Consider the following 16,992-nt stretch of genomic DNA (forward strand, 5'->3'; position numbering starts at 1 on the left):
CTTTCAATCAATTTACAGTTGATTGTTTTCCCCATCAGCTGAACCTTTGAAATAATTTTTGGCCCCTTTTCTACGAGAAACCTTTTTGGCTATATATCTTTCCTGCCGCTCTCTTTCGCTCAATATATTTAAGATATAACTTAGGTTGGTCTGCAACTTAGGCAAAACGACGTGGTCCAACGTGTTTACTTTCATCATTGTCTTTTTAAGCTCCATCTCAAGAGAGTTCAATTTGGTTTTTATATTTATAAAATCCCAAAGTACAGGCTCTATATCAGCTAGCGTCTGAAGGAGATCGTCTATATAAAAAGATGTCAATGCAGGATCTAGCGCCACTTCCTCTAGTTTTAAGTTTTTGACTTTTTGACATTGATACTGCAAATACTTGCAACCCATGAGAGTATGCACTGTAGACTTTAATTCTAACTTCGGTTTCCCCAGCGACAATAATCGTATAACAGAAGATCCCTCATACATTCTCACCAAAGCATATGAGTAACTTAATTTCAAAACTAGGTCTTTTAAACGCTTCTCTTTCTCTGAAAAAGCTCTCTTATCCTCCTCTATGGCTCTAAGCAAGGCGTCTTTTTTTTTCTCCAACAGCGCCCTGCCAAACTTTACTATATTTATCTGTCTTCGTAGAAGTATTACTCTGTCTCTAGTAGCTATTTGCTGGGAATTCATGAAGTTTTTCTTTCCCTTCCAGACAATTTTTTAACTATAATATCTTCAGACAATTTATACAAGGCCTCTTTGGGAAGTATTGACAGACAATCCCACGCTATTTCCATTGATTCCTTTATATCTCTATACTCATCTCCTTGGTTCAAGAACTTTTCCTCAAACATTTCACCAAAACGCAAAAAGAATTTTTCTTCTTCGGTAAGCCCGTCCTCTCCAACTATCAATCTCAACCGTTCTACTTCCTTTGCCCTTGCATAAGATGCATACAATTGATCTGCTAGGCTTCTATGCTCCTCTACCGTTTTTCCTCTTCCTATTCCTTTGTTCATTAGCCTGCTTAAGCTTGGTAAAACATTTATTGGAGGATAGATATTTCTGTCATTTAGACCTCTATCTAAAACTATTTGACCTTCCGTTATGTATCCGGACAAATCAACTACCGGGTGAGTCATATCATCTCCAGGCATAGTTATTATAGGAATCTGCGTAACGCTACCTCTTCCACTTCTCACACATCCGGCCCTTTCAAATATGCTTGCCAGGTCAGAATACATATAGCCAGGGTAGCCTCTTCTGCCCGGCACCTCATCTCTAACAGCGCTTATTTCTCGCAAAGCCTCACAATAGTAAAGCATATCTGTAATAACCACCAAAACATCGTATCCCAGAAAAAAAGCAAAATATTCTGCTGCTGTCAATGCTAGTCTTGGGGTTAGTATTCTCTCAACAGCCGAATCACTTGCAAGATTTATAAAAAAAATGCCATTATGTATGGTACCAGTATCATTGAAAAAATTTATAAAATACTGAGCTTCTCTGGCTGTTATCCCTACTGCCGCAAATATTGGGAGAAACTGTCCTTTAGATCCTGGAACTCTAGCTTGCTTAACAATCTGAGTCGCAAGCTCATTTGCGGGTAAACCTGCGCCGGAAAAAATAGGAAGCTTTTGTCCTCTTACCAACGTGTTCATTAAATCTATAGAAGAAATACCTGTCTCTATATACGCATTAGGACTGGACCTCTTCACCGGATTCAATGGCAAACCTTGAATAGGCAATTTCAACTCTTCGTAAATAATAGGTCCTTTACCATCTATGGGCTCTCCTCTTCCATTCAATATCCTCCCCTTGAGCGCCGGGCTCAAGGAGATCTTCATGACATCTCGCTCCAACCACACGGTAGTAGATTCAGGGTTAAGTCCCATAGTGTCCTCAAAAACCTGAATTACACAAAGATCCCCTTCAACCTGCAATATCTGTCCCATCAGTGTTGAGGTATCCGTTTCTATAGAAACTATTTCTCCATAACCTCCGCACTTTATATTAGAGACAAACAACAACGGCCCAGTGACTCCCTTAATAGCTCTGCTCCCTTCTTTATAAAGGCTCATGACTGTATCACCTCTAAAGAGCTCAATTCCTCTTCAAGCTCAGCGATATATTCCCTTTTCTTCGTTTCCATTTTCTCTACTTCCAAACCTTTCATGCGTTCTAGCCATAAAGGCAGAGAAATCCTATGTATTTGAGAGAAAAGAGCCCCATCTCTTATCTTTTTAGTAACTCTGTCATCAATTTCTCTAAAAAATTCCAGCAACATTTTTTGCTTCTTTGGAGGGCAAAAGGCATCTTTATCATCAAAGGCATTTTGCTGTAGATAAAAACTTTTAATCAGCCATGCCAAGTGCAATTTCCATCTATCCAAATCCTCTAAGGCATCTCTTCCAACTATCTGAACTAACTCCTGCAACCTCTTTTCTGATTCCAGCAGTTCTCTAAGCCAAAGCGTCAACATATTCCAGTCCTCACCCAATTCTCTTTTGAAATAGTCAGAGAGGGATCGCTCATATAAGGTATAACTAAGGTTCCAGTTGATGGAAGGGAAATGCCTTTGTTGCGCCAAAGATTTATCAAGAGCCCAGAAAGCTCCAGAAAGTCTTAGGCTTGCTTGGGTCACCGGCTCAGAAAAATCCCCTCCAGGAGGGGAAACCGCGTTAATGACCGTTATGGAACCCACGCGCTCCCTCGAACCCAAAACTTTAACCCTACCGGCTCTTTCGTAATACTGGGACAACCTTGATGAGAGGTACGCAGGATATCCTTCTTCTCCAGGCATTTCTTCCAACCTTCCGCTTATTTCCCTAAGGGCCTCAGCCCATCTTGAGGTGGAATCAGCCATTATAGCTACATTTTTCCCCATATCCCTAAAATATTCAGCCAACGTCATGCCTAAATAAATGCTTGCCTCTCGAGCTGCTACCGGCATGTTGGATGTGTTAGCTATCAATATCATCCTATTCATTAGAGGATTTCCTGTTCTGGGATCTTTAAGATGAGGGAACTCTTCCAGAACTTCGGTCATCTCGTTTCCTCGCTCGCCACAACCAATGTATATTATAATATCAGCATTACACCACTTGGCTAATGACTGTTGCGTAACCGTCTTGCCAGTCCCAAACCCTCCTGGGACAACAGAAGCTCCACCCAACGCGACGGGGAACAGTGTATCTATTATTCTCTGTCCTGTGATCAATGGTTCATTAAACGGAAGGCGCCCCTTGAATGGCCTAGGCACCCTAACGTTCCATTTCTGCAGACATTGCAGAGTTAGCCCATCAGTAGAGCTAAAAAGAGAGTCTCCCGCACCGTACTCTCCTTCTTCGGCTATCCATGCTATCGTACCAGGTCTCTCTAGTGGAGGTATCATAAGATAATGTTCAAGCCCCCCCACATCAAGCATTACCCCGTAAATATCTCCTGGGAAATACTTCTGCCCCCTCTCCATTAAAGGGATAAACTTCCACTTTCGATCCCGTGGAACCGTAGGAGCCTCAAAACCTTTCCTCAGAAATATATCTCCCTCATCACCCATTCTATCCAGCGGCCTACCTATCCCATCCAGAACAGAACCAAGAATACCAGGACCGAGTTCCACAGAAAGAAGCTCTCCACTAAAAAAAACTGGCTCGCCCACTCTTAAGCCATTCGTATCTTCATAAACTTGCACATCCACAAAAGGCCCCCTTATACGAATAACCTCGCCAAGGAGCCTTTCATTCCCGACCTTAACCACCTCATAAAGACGAGTAGAAACTTTAGATTCTGCTGTTATTACAGGACCAGCGATTCCTCTTATAACCCCTTCCCTATCCATCAAAGAACCCACCCCAACTTTCTTCAGGCAAACTAAAGGATGGCAAAACGATCCAAGAAGGCCTAGACATCTTCTCTATTCTTTTTTTGAATATCTCCGGAATTTCACAAAACCACTCTTCCTCGAGTAATATCAAAGAAACATTACTTTCTACTAGAGTGCCCCAGATAGAACCTAGAGCTTTGGGATCGTTACACTCCACCGGCTCAAACCCTGAAAGGGACCATAGATCAACGAACAAATCCCTACCCACTACCAAAGCTTTTTCACTCTTAAAACCATCCATCGCGTTTTACCTTTCTAACAAAATCAAGCGAGATAATATTTGATCCGAAGGCATCCCTATCTGTAATCCCACAGATATAGTATTAAGATTTTGCCACTCGACCAATTGCATAGCTATATAAGCAATAGCAACGCCTATCCCCATGAGGTCTTTTCTTCTCTGATAAATCTGCCAAAAAAGAAACTCTCTTATCACATTCCTCAACACAACATGCTCGTTGTAATTTACACCTATACTCTTTAAAACTCTTGCCCACGGCGTTCCTACCAAAAGATTCTCCCAGGAAGTAGCCTTAAATAATCGGCTGCGCTCTATCAGTCCCTGGACATCCATAAAATACTTAGCATAAGCAGCATCTTCACCATTACGCCTACTCTTTCTAGAAAACACATTAAAGTTCCAAATATCTATAGTTCTATGTATATATTCCAAAATTATTTTTTTGTTCTTGCCTGTTATGTCTTCTATTTTATCCATAGCATAACGGACCAATTGTGAGAGGTATTTCCTTTCTGCTTGCGGCAAAACTCCTGTTTGCTCTAATTCCATGACAGCCCTGGCCAAGCATATCGCTATTTTATGCCCGTTCAATAAAAGCTTTCCTATTATCTCCTTGTTTGATTTGCAGTCCCATAACTCCTCTAACAATGAAACGGGCAAGGCTCCAAATGCATACCACTTCGGAGCCTTTTGTGTTTTGTTGCTTTCAGTTTTTAAAGCTCTCAATAAAAGCCGACCATTATGAAGATCTGCTCGCATTAAAAGTAACTCTAACAACAGGCGTGGCTCACCAACGGCGAAAGCCTTCACTTTTTGCAAATTACTAGCAATGCCCCTGGCCAAAGCCTCATCTATTCTTTTTTCTAAGGAAAGATTGCTCTGGAGAAGTTCTTCCCTATAATTTCCCCCAAATTGCCCTTCTAATATAAAAGCTTCGAGCCCGTACAAGTCCCCATTTGCTAGCTTTAAATAATCCTCCCTTTTTAAAAAAAGATCCATTCTGGCCCTGAGCCTTGCATTTAAGTAACCGTAATTTTCATCATATTTTTTCAGCAACATCAAAAACCTCTTTATACTTGGTTGACAACCTTTTTCTTATTTCTTCTTTTAGTTTTTCTGCCCTGGTATATATAGTGTTATCAACTATCTTTTTCCTTGTGTTTACATCTAAAACCTTACATCCTCCAAACGCTAACGTTTGATCTTCTTGGTCCACTTCAACCCCTGCAATAAGGGGATGATTCAACAACAAATCTTTATCCTCTGGACGAACAACAACAACTGCCGGCTCACCAAGCACCATCAAGGCTTCCTTTACGAGCCGTCCAAGAAGAACGCTATACCCCTCTTGGTCGTTAGAAGCAAGCCTGCGCAGATGATCCTCCAAAGAGGATAGGGTCCTTTCATAAACATCGTTTATTTCCTTGTAAATTAAGTCCATTAATTCCCCTTTGACGTTATCCTTTTCCATCCGCAAAGTTTGCTCATACTTGGCTTGCAACATCTTCCTTATCTGGTTAATTTCAACTTCCGTCTTTTGCCTATATTGAGCCGCCAGTTCCGTCAATATCTCTTCATGCTCTTTCCTTAAAGCCTCTAGCCTCTTTTCGTACTCCTCCTCTAAAGCCTTCTTAAAAAGTTCTATTGAGTTACTCTCGTCCATTGATTCCAAAACCATAGGATAGCCACAACCTTTATGCGAACTGCAATATCAACATGATAGCCACAACAAAGCCAAGTATAACCATGGTCTCCGGTATGGCTTCAAGTATTATAATGATTCCTCCAGTTTCCGGCTTTTCTGCAATGGTTCCTGCTCCGGAGCTACCTATCTTAGCCTGGGCATAAGCAGTAGCAAGGGCTGGCAGTCCAACCGCCAAAGCAGCAGCAAGAGCTATCAGTGCTTTTTCCATTTTTTAAATCTCCTCCTTGAAAAAGGTTTATACGGTTTACCTCCGCCTTCATAAAACTTCCCTAGAAACTCCACATAGTGCAACCTTGCAGAATGCAAACTTGACCCTGCTATAGCAAGAACAAAATTCAAAAGATGCAGTGCTAAAGCCAAAAAGAGACCAAAGATGGACATTCCCAAGACATCCAAAAATTTAGTTGCTACAGCAGCTAATATAGCAGAGGAAAGTCCTATGGCAGCTATTCGGACATAACTTAAGATATTCCCAATAGAGCCTATTGATTCCGCTAAAGCGCCTATTCCGCCACCAACAATAAGCAAAACCACCCCTACAAACAAAACAACTCCCCATGAAACAAAAATCTCCTTCGGGAGCCAGCCTTTCAATGTTACTAAAGCTCCAATTAGAGCTAGCAAAACAAATAAGTTTCCCAGTTTCTCCAACCACAAGTGCCTTTTCTTGCTTTTTACCCCCTGGATAAAACCCAAAAGCAATCCCAACACCACGTGCCCTAACCCTACAGCCACGGCAAATATCATAATTGGCATAACGACGTGAGAACGCTCAAGCCACATAGGCTCCAAGTGAAAGAGCCTCTTCCCTATATCGCCAAAGTATTCGCCAAACAGCACCCCCCACACAACACTCCAAAAAGCAACAAAAAGCATTATGCTCCCTACATCTGCCCATAATCTGCTTTTAGCCTTCTTTTTTATCACATATCCAATAAGAGCTATTATGGCTCCATATCCCACATCTCCCACCATACACCCAGAAAAGAAGGGGAAAAATATCCCAATTAAAAAAGTGGGGTCTATGCCTGAATACCTAAGAGGGGGCATAAGTTGCAAAAATCTCTCAAAGGGCCTAAAGAGTGGCGGATTCAAAAGTGCAGTAGGAACTTTATGCCATTCTGTCTCCTTGGGTCGCCTCCACATTAGCAGCACCCTAGATCCAAAATGATTTTTCAAGGCTAAAATGGTTCGTTTTAGTTCAATCTCTGGTATCCATCCCTCAAGGCAAAACATGTAACCTTCTGTCTTGGTAGTTTTTTCTACCACAACCTCCTCAAGACGCTCTTCCACAAAAATGTATATAGCTGCTAATTTAGGCCCCCAATTATCTTTTGTTTCCCTTAGTTCATTTTCAATTTTAGAAAGCTCCTTAGGAATATCTTTATAAAGATTTTCCATATATTTAACAGAAGCAATGAAATCGCCAACTGCATATTCCTCTGGAAGAGTCCATCTAACGGCGTTTTCTTCCTCCATCACTTTCTCGACATTAGAAAGCCATTCTTCTGGCCCTGCCAGGGCGATCACAGATTCTCCTTCGCTCAATTTTGCAACGTGATACCTAAAGGCAGCATCGCTTTTAGCAAAACTATCTGCTTCCTGTCGCAATGATTTCAATCTATTCAAAAGTCTTGACAGGTTCGTTTCATATATCCACCAAAAGCCTATGGAGTGGCCCTTAGCCTTCTCTGCTTTCCAAAAAGAATCGAAATGATGGGCTATCTTAAGAACTCGCCTTAGTTTCTCTGCCTGTTTTTTCAATTCCATCTGTCGATCTTTAAGTTTACCCAAGCGTTCGTTAAACTCATCTAAACTTCCTTGCAAGGCTTTTAAAACACCATCACTGAAGTCAGGAATAAATTCTCTCTGCTTTTCAAGGTAATCATCTGTTAAGCTTTCCCAATCTTTCCATTCCAAGGCCTCAATAAGGCCTAATATAGCATGCCGCAATTTCTGAAGGCTTTTCAAAGAAGGTGAGTCTTGAATTTTTGGAGTCGTATCCATCTGCACAAGATGAACAACGCCAAGGTCATGTAAAACCTTGACGAGCCTAGAGCGATCACTAGAGAGCCCCCAAACGGCAATACGCAGCATATCCAGAATCACGTCGCTACCTCCGATTCATTGCCCATAACTTTATCAAAAACTACACTTTTCACCTCTTCTATTAGAGTTTCTCTATCTATTTTAGCTATTGCAGCTTCTATCTCTGCTTTAGCTTTATCTCTATAAAGTCGAATCTCTCTCTCCAATTTGTTCTCAAACGCACTCCACTCATCCAAACTTTTTTTTATTGTCTCTTCGCTCATCAGCTTAAATTTCCCCTCTGCTTCACGCTTCTGCTTTTCTAAGAGTGCCTTCTCTTCTTCGTAACGTGCTTCTAATTGTTCTTTAAAACTCATAAGCTCTGAAGATACATCCCAAGAAAGATCTTCTTGGTTCCTTCCCTTTTTCAGCTTACTCCATAGCATCGCACAAATCGCCTTCCATTATAAATTCAAAAAATGCGCCCCTATCTATAATTCCCACAAGCTTCCCATCTTGCACCACAGGGAGTCTCTTGATTTTTTTTCGCAACATTAAATCAGCAACCGTCATAAGACTAGCTTCAGGGGTCACATATACAGGATCCTTGGTCATCAAATCTTTAACTTTTTGTTTTCCCATTGCACAAAGTCTTCGCAACAAGTTTCCCTCACAAGCATCTAAAAACGTACTTTGCGCCAAAATCTCCAGATATGTAGGCACAGCTCCCTGTAATATGTCTTTCTCCGAAAGAAAGCCCACCAATACCCAATCATCTCGTACAACGGGTACTCCGGAAAGCCTTTGGCTGTAGAGCACATGCAAAGCATCAATCACCAATTCATCTTCCGAAAGAGCTGTTAGGTCCCTATTCATCAATTTTTCTGCATTAATTTCCATCCTCATACCATCCTCTGTCTAAACCTAATTTAGTCAGTAAAACAAAAACTCCAAATATGGGAAGAGCCCTAACTCGCTTCCATCGCCAAGGCTCTTGTATAAGGCGAAACAGCCATTCCATGCCAAAGTTTTGCCATATAATTGGGGCCCTGCGCAATTTTCCTGATAACACATCAAAGCTTCCGCCTACTCCTATAGATACAACTCCATCTAAAGAATCTCTATATTTACTCATCCATATCTCTTGCTTAGGCACCCCAAGACCCACCAAAAGGAAACGTGCACCGCTATTTTTTATTTTTTCTACTACTTTTTCTTCCTCAGCCTCATCAAAGTACCCGTGATGAGTACCTGCAATCTTAAGCCCCGGATATTTCTTTGCCATATTTTCAGCCGCCATAGCAGCAACACCCTCAGCGCCACCTAAAAAATATATAGGGATTTCTTCATACGCTGCAGTTCGGCACATCCTCTCGACAAAATCTATACCTGCTATCCTCTCTTGCACGGGCATTCCTAAAAAACGCAAAGCTAAGGTTAGTCCCTTCCCATCAGGCAATACCATATCAGCACACTTAACACAGTTAGCATACACTTTATCTTTTCTTGCCCTGAGGGTGGCCAACGCATCTAAAGTTACTATATATCTGCTGTCTTGTTTTTTTGCCTTTAACCAATACAAGACTTTAGAAACAGCATAATCTGCAGATACGTTGTCTATGGGTATTCCCCAAAGTTTAGGTCGCCTTTCTATCGCCAAGGTTTTTCTTTTACCTTTCAACACAAACCAAGCATAGCAACATATACCAGCTATAACCGCAAGCCCCACGTAAACAGGAATGGTCCTATGAGGTCGCATTTGTATCACTGCAACTGCTACTCCAAGGGCAGCACTTATCCCCCCTACTACTCTTACTGACGTAGCGTGATCAAATCCTTTATCAAGCAATTTTCGGTAAAGAGATATGGTTCCTCCACTATTTACATCAAAGGCAATACTTATAAAGTTTAGGGATTTTTCCACTATTGGTATTGCAAACAATCCCAACGGAAGTATCATCAAAGTAGAGAATGTTACCCCTTTACTCACACCTAGGATGGAAGTACCAGAAATAAGGATACCCCACATAGCCGCCAGAGGCTCTCCCAACCGCCGATATGCATGTCCGTGCCTGCTCCAAAAAACTGCCAAAATAAACACGGCCAGAAGAGATATCTGGAAGGCTCCTCCTAAATTTTGACCCGAAAGCCCAGTTACAAGAAGCATTATTGTCCACGTTATTGCAAGTAAAAAACCCGCCAAGCCTGGAACTCGGTCCAACTCCTGAAGCAACAACGGATATAAGCCAACCCACAAGGACGTTATTATCAGAGACATCCATCCCTGAAAATAGAAGTACTCCGCTCCTGAGAATCTAATAAATTCAATTCTCAATCCCAGCAAAGCAAACAAAAAACCTATAAAAAAGTAGAATAGCACCCCCCCTTTGGAGGGGAAATACTTTTGAAACATTCCTGCAGCTGCGCCTAGCACACTCAATGCAACAACTGGCAAAATGCCCTCTTCTTTAAGCCAAAGGGCAGCTATAGACCACACACCGACAAATAATAAATCTTTTACGTAGTAGTATTGGTCTTTAGCTAAAATTTTTTTAATCCGCCTTTGGATCAAGAACATGCCTATGGGCATTAAAATTACAAAGGCAAAAAGCACGTAAACATCTTTATATGCTTCTATGATGTCTCACCTCTTTACATTCAGCTCAGCACAACTTTCTATTCATGCCCTTCCTTATGCTATTTTACCATGTATGGGAGCAAAGCCAGCGATACCTACCCTATTTTCTCTATGCCTCCCATATAAGGTCTCAATACTTTAGGAACGATAAAACTACCATCTTCCTGCTGGTAGTTCTCCATTATAGCTATCAAACAACGTCCAATCGCAACACCAGAGCCATTCAACGTATGCACAAAACGGCTCTTCCCACCTTCTGACGGCTTATATCTCATGTTCATACGCCTAGCCTGAAAATCTTCACAATTACTACAAGAACTTATCTCTCTGTATTTGCCCTGAGAAGGCAACCATACCTCTATGTCATAGGTTTTACTAGCTGCAAACCCCATGTCCCCAGTAGACAAACATACCACACGGTAAGGAAGCTCCAATAGCTGTAAAACCTTTTCTGCTGCTTGAGTTAAGGTCTCTAATTCTTCATAGCTCTTTTCAGGTGTGCATATTTTAACCAGCTCCACCTTGTCAAACTGATGTTGTCTTAACATTCCTCTCACATCTCTGCCGTGACTACCAGCCTCCCTACGGAAGCATGGAGTGTAGGCAGTATAGTATAAAGGCAACACGTTTTCGTTTAAGATTTCCCCTCTATGCATGTTGGTCAACGGAACCTCTGCAGTGGGGATAAGCCAAAGATCTTCACCAGAACAGGAATAAAGATCTTCCCCAAACTTAGGAAGCTGCCCTGTCCCCTGCATAGTCTCTGAGTTAACTAAAAAAGGAGGCTCAATTTCTTTGAAACCGTGCTCTTTTGTGTGCAAATCCAACATGAAATTTATAAGGGCCCTTCCCAGCCTTGCCCCAAACCCTACCAGAACAGTAAATCTGCTTTCAGCCAGCATAACACCACGCTGAAAATCCAATATTCCTAAGTTTTCGCCTATCTCCCAATGCGGCCTAGGAGTAAAACCAAAATCTTTAGGCTCTCCCCAGCGCCTAACCTCTACGTTATGTGTCTCATCTGGGCCTATAGGAACGGAAGCATGAGGCCAATTTGGAATTCTAAGCAGATGTTCCTTCAGCTCTCTCTCTATCATCGACAATTTTTCATCAAGTTCTTTTATCTCAACACCTATATTCTTCATGCGTTCTCTTAAATGGCTAGCATCCACTCCTTTAGCCATGGCTTCCGCTATTTCCTTGGAACCTCTATTACGTTCTGCCTTCAGCTCCTCCACCTCGACCAGCAGGCGCCGTCTTTCTTCATCCAAGGATGCAACCTTATCTACAGGGTACTCATACCCCCTGTTTTTCAACATCTGCTTCAAGCCATCAAGATCATCTCTGAAAAGACGAATATCAAGCATTACTGTCATCTCCTTGTTCGTTCCTAAGTTTCTTTAGCAAATTCGCCATTTCCAAAGCTGCCAAAGCAGCCTCCACACCTTTATTACCTGCTTTACTCCCAGCCCTTTCCAGAGCCTGCTCCAGATTATCGCACGTGAGTACGCCAAAGGTTATAGGTACTCTTTGGTTTAACCCTGTAGCAGCTAACCCCTTAGAGACTTCAGAAGCAACATAATCAAAATGAGGAGTACCTCCTCTTATGACAGCGCCAAGAGCTATCACCGCATCATAAACACCCATTAGCGCGCATTCTTTCGCAGCCAAAGGTATCTCCCAGGCCCCAGGAACCCAGACAACATCTATATCTTGATGTTTAACCTCATGTCTTAACAAACAATCCTTTGCCCCCTCAAGCAATCTAGATGATATGAGCTCATTAAAACGAGAAATCACTATAGCAAACCTTAATCCCGCACCTACCATTTTGCCTTGAAACACACGCATTTTATCTACCCCTTCTTTCATTATTTTCTAAAAAACTCAAACATTCCTGCTCCCTTAACCAATAAAATCTCTTAAGTGCAACATATGACCTAGTTTTAGTTTTTTAGTCTCCAAATAACGTTTATTATACTCATTGGGTTCTATAATCAATGGGACTCTTTCCGTTATCTCAAGGCCATATCCCTCCAAACCCACTATTTTACGCGGGTTATTGGTTATGATCCGAATCCTTCGCAACCCCAGGTCAACCAATATCTGGGCACCAATGCCATAATCTCTCAGGTCAGGGGGATGGCCTAAAGCTTCATTGGCCTCAACTGTGTCCAGCCCCTTTTCTTGTAATTCGTAAGCTTTAAGCTTTTCTAAAAGCCCGATTCCACGACCTTCTTGGCGCATGTATAGAATAACACCACAGCCCTCCTGCTCAATCATCTTCATTGCTGTATGAAGCTGTGGGCCACAATCACATCTCAACGAGCCAAAAACATCGCCTGTAAGACATTCAGAGTGTACCCTAACCAAAACATTGTCCTTTCCTTTTATCTCTCCTTTAACTAGAGCTATATGAAGCAGGGTTGAATCATTGCTGTCCAAGAGAGACCTGTAAGCGTGAGCAACAAAAAAACCATATTCGGTAGGTAAATTTACAGTTGCAACCTTTTCCACAAGCTTATCTCTTAGGTGCCTGTATCTTATAAGGTCCTCAATAGATATTATTTTTAATCCATGTTTCTTAGAAAACTTCTCAAGATCACCAAGCCTTGCCATTGTTCCATCTTCATTCATTATCTCACATATCACCCCTACAGGCTCACAACCAGCAAGGCGAGCCAAGTCCACCGCTGCCTCTGTATGGCCTGCACGCTTCAAAACCCCACCGTCTCTTGCTATTAATGGGAATACATGCCCTGGTCGCCTAAACATCTCTGCTTTGACATCCCTACGGGATAACAGCTGTGCCGTCAAAGCCCTCTCCTCAGCGGATATACCTGTCGTAGTCCCTTCCTTTGCATCGACTGATACTGTAAATGCTGTTCCGTGAGGATCGCTGTTATCTTCAACCATCGGCGGTAATCCCAACATTTTAGCCCTTTTTTCCGTAATAGGCACACAGATAAGGCCTCTAGCATGCTTAGCCATGAAGTTTATGTCCTCGGCTCTAACAAATTGGGCAGCCATGACCAAATCGCCCTCATTCTCCCTAGACTCATCGTCTACTACTATTACCATTTTTCCTCTTTTTATATCCTCTAGAGCATCCTCTACGGAACTGAAAATCCCTTTAGCTTCTTTTTCCATTTTTAACTCCTCCTCAGTTTGTCTACGACCATCCCAATTGGCTAAGTCGATCCCAGCTTAAGCCGTTATTCTCAGGTGATTCTGTTATCCCTTTTTTGTTGATCATTTTCTCAATGTACTTAGCCAATATATCGCACTCTATGTTCACCATGTCTCCTTTGCGGATATCGCCAATAGTAGTATCCGCAAGGGTGGTAGGTATAAGTCCTACACTAAACATATCCTCTTCTACACTTACAACTGTAAGGCTAACCCCATCAATCGCTACAGACCCCTTCTCGACTATATATTTTAACCACTGAGGAGAAATCTTTATAAACATTTGCCTGGTTCTTCCTCTATTGATTATGTCCGCTACTAATCCCGTGGTGTCTATATGCCCCGTCACTATATGTCCATCAAAACGTCCTTGTACCGAAAGGGCCCTCTCTAGATTCACTCTAAGGCCAGCTCGGGCCTCGCCTAGAGTCGTCCTATTTTTTGTCTCATCCATAATTTCAACCTTAAACCTGTCAGAAGATACGACCTCCACTACTGTAAGGCATGCTCCCGATACAGATACGGAACTTCCTCTCCTTACTGCTGAAGCTATATGGGTACCTCCGATCTCAAGGATTGTAACATCTTGCCTGTGACTTATGGAAACTATCTTCCCTACATCTTCAATAAGGCCTGTGAACATTCAGAAACACCCTCAATCCATATATCTCCTTCTAAAATGCTCGTACGTATAATTTTAAACCCTATGCGATGTTCAAGCGCACTCACATTAATTTTATCGGACATTCTAATCCCTTTTCCAATAAAGCTGGGATTAACAAAAAGGCTAACCTCGTCAAATAGCTTGCGTGATATAAAATCACTAAAAACACTAGAGCCACCCTCTACAAGTAAGTAATTTACCCCCATTTGGCCTAACATGTTTAAGGTTTCTTCCAAATCTACCATACCGTCTTCCCGCGCCCTAATCTTCCTCATTTGTGCAGAGCCGTCATTAGCACCTTTCAATAAACTAAAGCAACCTCCCTTAGATACAGGAACAGGCGCACTTCCACATATTATCGCTTTGCCATCTTCGAACAACTTGGAATTAGTGGGAATTCTAAACTTAGAATCAAGGACCACCTTAAGCGGAGATTCTCCCGGGGCATTTCTGACGTTCAAGCGAGGATCATCTTGCATAACAGTGCCTGCCCCCACTAGTACGGCATCACATTCGGCCCTTAGCAGATGAGCCGCAGTGCGAGAAAAATAATTAGTTATCCACTTGCTGTAACCATCTTCCATCGCTATATTGCCATCTGCAGTTATAGCCGCTTTAAGAATTACCCAAGGTTTTCCTGTTTTGACCCTTTTAACAAATCCTCTATTTAGCCACGTAGCTCTTTCCTTTTCTACCCCAACATCCACTGCAATTCCCGCTTCACGTAATATGTTTATACCTTTGCCGTTCACCTTTTCATTAGGGTCCACCAGGGCCACAACAACCCTATTAACACCTGCTTCAACCAAACGAGGTGCGCAGGGAGGGGTTTTGCCATAATGACTGCAAGGTTCCAAATTGACATATACTGTAGATCCTCTAGCTTTTTCTCCCGCAATAACCAAAGCTTCTACCTCTGCATGGTTGCCTCCCCATTGCTTATGCCATCCCAACCCAACAATCTCATCATCTTTTACTATAACGGCCCCAACTCTGGGATTGGGACTTACTTTTCCGGTACCTCTAGAAGCGAGGCTTATAGCCATTCTCATATAGTAGCTATCCTTATATTTGGATATTTTCTTATTCATTCTTGTCTCCTTTGAGTTTCTCTACAATTTTGTTTGCCATAGCGAGGCTAACACCCTTAACTTGAGCTATATCCTCTGGAGGCATCATGGCTATATTTGCTACACTGCCGAACTTAGCAAGCAATCTGGATGCAATTATTTTTCCAACTCCTGGAATATCTTCCAAAGAGGATCTAGAAAACCTCCTAGTGCTTGCTGCCGTGTGAGCAGCCAGAGCAAATCGATGAGCTTCGTTTCTTACCCTTTGTAAAAGCTTTAGCCCTTCATCGTTTCTGGATAACACTATCGGCTCTTCCCTTTCCGGCAAGTATAATAACTCCTCTTTCTTTGCCAATGCCACTACATCTATATCCTTAATCTGGACCTCCTTGATAGCTTCCATAGCGAAACGTAATTGCTGGGGGCCTCCATCTATTAGTATAAGTTGCGGTAAGGCTCTCTGCTTATCCTTAAGCCTTTTGTACCTGCGAAAGACCAATTCTTTCATCGCTCTGAAGTCATCAGGCCCGTCCTCTAAGTTTATCTTATATCTTCGATAAAGAGATGGGTTGGGTAGTCCCTGTTCAAAAACCACACAGGATCCGTAGGTTTCTTTCCCTGCATGGTGTGATATATCAAACCCCTCTATTCGCCAAGGCACAGTCCTCAAATTCAATTTAGACTGAAGCAACAAAAAGGCTTTCCATATCTCATCATCCATCGTTTCCGATAGCGAGGATGAAGGTCTTTGCCTAGAAAATTTCCATATAACCCTTATTGCATCTCTAAGTCTAGCAGCTTTCTCAAAAGCCAAGCTTTTGGCAGCGTAATCCATACGATGCCTTAACCTTGATACAAGTTCCGAAGGCTGGCCTTTAAGCAACAAAATGACATCTGCGACATTCTCTTGATATTCTCTCTTATCACACAAGCCCGCGCAAGGGCCAAGGCATTGCCCTAAAAAATATCTAATGCAAGGCCTCATATAACCACCAGCATCCTTTATCTGCCTGCTACAATCTCTAATAGGGAAATATCTGCTTATTATTCTCAAAAGCTGCCTAAGTTGTTTAACATTCACATAAGGGCCAAAATATGTTCCTCCATCGTCTTCTTTGTGTCTTGTTATGACCAACCTCGGAAAGGTTTCTGTTGTAAGCTTTATAAAGGGATATTTTTCTCCCATCTTAAGTTCTACATTATAAAAAGGCTGGTAAAGTTTAATAAGTTTTGATTCTACAATGAGAGCTTCCGCTTCATTTTCAGTCCTTATAACCGATATATCCTCAACCTCGCTAATTAACTTTCTCAATCGTGGCGAAGAAAACCCACTGTGCCTCAGGTATGAACGCAGGCGCTTTTTTAGCGATTTTGCCTTACCAACATAAATCACCTTTCCTGATGAGTTGTGCATTAGATAAACACCTGGCTTATTAGGCATAAAATTGATCTTCTCTTTTAATTCTCCTATCGCCAATGATGCACCATCCTTTCTATAACACTACTAATACAACAAAAAACGCATAAACCCGTATATTTTAGTTGAGAAAAATCACCTTTTTGGTATAGGATTATTT

17 protein-coding genes are annotated in these 16,992 nt (G+C 42.0%); all 17 read right to left on the reverse strand.

The features are described from left to right. Positions 1-12: 12 nt before the first annotated feature. Positions 13-684 carry a V-type ATP synthase subunit D gene (locus H0Z23_RS02370; protein WP_296867360.1) on the reverse strand — a complete coding sequence of 224 codons (672 nt, stop codon included), beginning with the start codon at positions 682-684 and terminating at the stop codon, positions 13-15. Further along, positions 681-2,075, reverse strand: a complete 1,395-nt coding sequence (locus tag H0Z23_RS02375) for a V-type ATP synthase subunit B (protein ID WP_296867361.1) — start codon at positions 2,073-2,075, stop codon at positions 681-683. The genes H0Z23_RS02370 and H0Z23_RS02375 overlap by 4 nt, the downstream gene beginning before the upstream one ends. Then, a complete protein-coding gene (locus tag H0Z23_RS02380) occupies positions 2,072-3,835 on the reverse strand; it encodes a V-type ATP synthase subunit A (protein ID WP_296867362.1) in 1,764 nt (587 codons plus the stop codon). Before H0Z23_RS02380 ends, H0Z23_RS02375 begins: the two co-directional genes overlap by 4 nt. Beyond that, entirely contained in the window at positions 3,828-4,121 is a 294-nt protein-coding gene (locus H0Z23_RS02385; protein WP_296867363.1) for a hypothetical protein, read from the reverse strand. Before H0Z23_RS02385 ends, H0Z23_RS02380 begins: the two co-directional genes overlap by 8 nt. Positions 4,122-4,127: 6 nt before the next feature. Next, positions 4,128-5,180 (reverse strand): V-type ATPase subunit, encoded by a 1,053-nt coding sequence (locus tag H0Z23_RS02390; protein WP_296867364.1) that lies wholly within the window; start codon positions 5,178-5,180, stop codon positions 4,128-4,130. Next, positions 5,161-5,799 carry a V-type ATP synthase subunit E gene (locus tag H0Z23_RS02395; RefSeq protein ID WP_296867365.1) on the reverse strand — a complete coding sequence of 213 codons (639 nt, stop codon included), beginning with the start codon at positions 5,797-5,799 and terminating at the stop codon, positions 5,161-5,163. The genes H0Z23_RS02390 and H0Z23_RS02395 overlap by 20 nt, the downstream gene beginning before the upstream one ends. A 16-nt stretch (positions 5,800-5,815) precedes the next feature. Further along, complete coding sequence (locus H0Z23_RS02400) at positions 5,816-6,034, reverse strand: ATPase (RefSeq protein ID WP_014163060.1); 219 nt, start codon at positions 6,032-6,034, stop codon at positions 5,816-5,818. Then, a complete protein-coding gene (locus H0Z23_RS02405; protein ID WP_296867366.1) occupies positions 6,019-7,935 on the reverse strand; it encodes a V-type ATPase 116kDa subunit family protein in 1,917 nt (638 codons plus the stop codon). The genes H0Z23_RS02400 and H0Z23_RS02405 overlap by 16 nt, the downstream gene beginning before the upstream one ends. Continuing rightward, positions 7,932-8,300 (reverse strand): hypothetical protein, encoded by a 369-nt coding sequence (locus tag H0Z23_RS02410; protein WP_296867367.1) that lies wholly within the window; start codon positions 8,298-8,300, stop codon positions 7,932-7,934. Before H0Z23_RS02410 ends, H0Z23_RS02405 begins: the two co-directional genes overlap by 4 nt. Further along, positions 8,287-8,754, reverse strand: a complete 468-nt coding sequence (locus H0Z23_RS02415; protein ID WP_366928869.1) for a CBS domain-containing protein — start codon at positions 8,752-8,754, stop codon at positions 8,287-8,289. Before H0Z23_RS02415 ends, H0Z23_RS02410 begins: the two co-directional genes overlap by 14 nt. Then, a complete protein-coding gene (locus tag H0Z23_RS02420) occupies positions 8,744-10,468 on the reverse strand; it encodes a WecB/TagA/CpsF family glycosyltransferase (protein WP_296867369.1) in 1,725 nt (574 codons plus the stop codon). The genes H0Z23_RS02415 and H0Z23_RS02420 overlap by 11 nt, the downstream gene beginning before the upstream one ends. Before the next feature lie 119 nt (positions 10,469-10,587). Beyond that, positions 10,588-11,859: a serine--tRNA ligase gene (gene serS / locus H0Z23_RS02425; protein ID WP_296867370.1), complete on the reverse strand. Its 1,272-nt coding sequence runs from the start codon at positions 11,857-11,859 to the stop codon at positions 10,588-10,590. Then, on the reverse strand, positions 11,852-12,343 hold the full coding sequence (gene ribE / locus H0Z23_RS02430; RefSeq protein ID WP_296867415.1) for a 6,7-dimethyl-8-ribityllumazine synthase: 492 nt from the start codon (positions 12,341-12,343) through the stop codon (positions 11,852-11,854). Before ribE ends, serS begins: the two co-directional genes overlap by 8 nt. 54 nt (positions 12,344-12,397) lie before the next feature. Continuing rightward, positions 12,398-13,642: a bifunctional 3,4-dihydroxy-2-butanone-4-phosphate synthase/GTP cyclohydrolase II gene (locus H0Z23_RS02435; RefSeq protein ID WP_296867371.1), complete on the reverse strand. Its 1,245-nt coding sequence runs from the start codon at positions 13,640-13,642 to the stop codon at positions 12,398-12,400. 22 nt (positions 13,643-13,664) lie between these two features. Next, positions 13,665-14,324 carry a riboflavin synthase gene (locus H0Z23_RS02440; protein ID WP_296867372.1) on the reverse strand — a complete coding sequence of 220 codons (660 nt, stop codon included), beginning with the start codon at positions 14,322-14,324 and terminating at the stop codon, positions 13,665-13,667. Continuing rightward, positions 14,297-15,436 carry a bifunctional diaminohydroxyphosphoribosylaminopyrimidine deaminase/5-amino-6-(5-phosphoribosylamino)uracil reductase RibD gene (gene ribD, locus H0Z23_RS02445; RefSeq protein WP_296867373.1) on the reverse strand — a complete coding sequence of 380 codons (1,140 nt, stop codon included), beginning with the start codon at positions 15,434-15,436 and terminating at the stop codon, positions 14,297-14,299. The genes H0Z23_RS02440 and ribD overlap by 28 nt, the downstream gene beginning before the upstream one ends. Further along, a complete protein-coding gene (locus H0Z23_RS02450) occupies positions 15,429-16,892 on the reverse strand; it encodes an excinuclease ABC subunit UvrC (RefSeq protein WP_296867374.1) in 1,464 nt (487 codons plus the stop codon). The genes ribD and H0Z23_RS02450 overlap by 8 nt, the downstream gene beginning before the upstream one ends. Positions 16,893-16,992: the final 100 nt, after the last annotated feature.

Origin of the sequence: Thermovirga sp., assembly GCF_017656375.1 — a bacterium.
Classification (GTDB): Bacteria; Synergistota; Synergistia; order Synergistales; family Thermovirgaceae; genus Thermovirga.

Bases quoted from the DNA above. Each gene is read 5' to 3' on its own strand.
- H0Z23_RS02440 (WP_296867372.1), bottom strand. From the start codon at position 14,324: ATGTTCACAGGCCTTATTGAAGATGTAGGGAAGATAGTTTCCATAAGT.
- H0Z23_RS02390 (WP_296867364.1), bottom strand. From the start codon at position 5,180: ATGTTGCTGAAAAAATATGATGAAAATTACGGTTACTTAAATGCAAGG.
- H0Z23_RS02400 (WP_014163060.1), bottom strand. From the start codon at position 6,034: ATGGAAAAAGCACTGATAGCTCTTGCTGCTGCTTTGGCGGTTGGACTG.
- H0Z23_RS02385 (WP_296867363.1), bottom strand. From the start codon at position 4,121: ATGGATGGTTTTAAGAGTGAAAAAGCTTTGGTAGTGGGTAGGGATTTG.
- H0Z23_RS02375 (WP_296867361.1), bottom strand. From the start codon at position 2,075: ATGAGCCTTTATAAAGAAGGGAGCAGAGCTATTAAGGGAGTCACTGGG.
- H0Z23_RS02435 (WP_296867371.1), bottom strand. From the start codon at position 13,642: ATGGAAAAAGAAGCTAAAGGGATTTTCAGTTCCGTAGAGGATGCTCTA.
- serS (WP_296867370.1), bottom strand. From the start codon at position 11,859: ATGCTTGATATTCGTCTTTTCAGAGATGATCTTGATGGCTTGAAGCAG.
- H0Z23_RS02415 (WP_366928869.1), bottom strand. From the start codon at position 8,754: ATGGAAATTAATGCAGAAAAATTGATGAATAGGGACCTAACAGCTCTT.
- H0Z23_RS02395 (WP_296867365.1), bottom strand. From the start codon at position 5,799: ATGGTTTTGGAATCAATGGACGAGAGTAACTCAATAGAACTTTTTAAG.
- H0Z23_RS02410 (WP_296867367.1), bottom strand. From the start codon at position 8,300: ATGCTATGGAGTAAGCTGAAAAAGGGAAGGAACCAAGAAGATCTTTCT.
- H0Z23_RS02370 (WP_296867360.1), bottom strand. From the start codon at position 684: ATGAATTCCCAGCAAATAGCTACTAGAGACAGAGTAATACTTCTACGA.
- ribE (WP_296867415.1), bottom strand. From the start codon at position 12,343: ATGCGTGTGTTTCAAGGCAAAATGGTAGGTGCGGGATTAAGGTTTGCT.
- H0Z23_RS02380 (WP_296867362.1), bottom strand. From the start codon at position 3,835: ATGGATAGGGAAGGGGTTATAAGAGGAATCGCTGGTCCTGTAATAACA.
- ribD (WP_296867373.1), bottom strand. From the start codon at position 15,436: ATGAATAAGAAAATATCCAAATATAAGGATAGCTACTATATGAGAATG.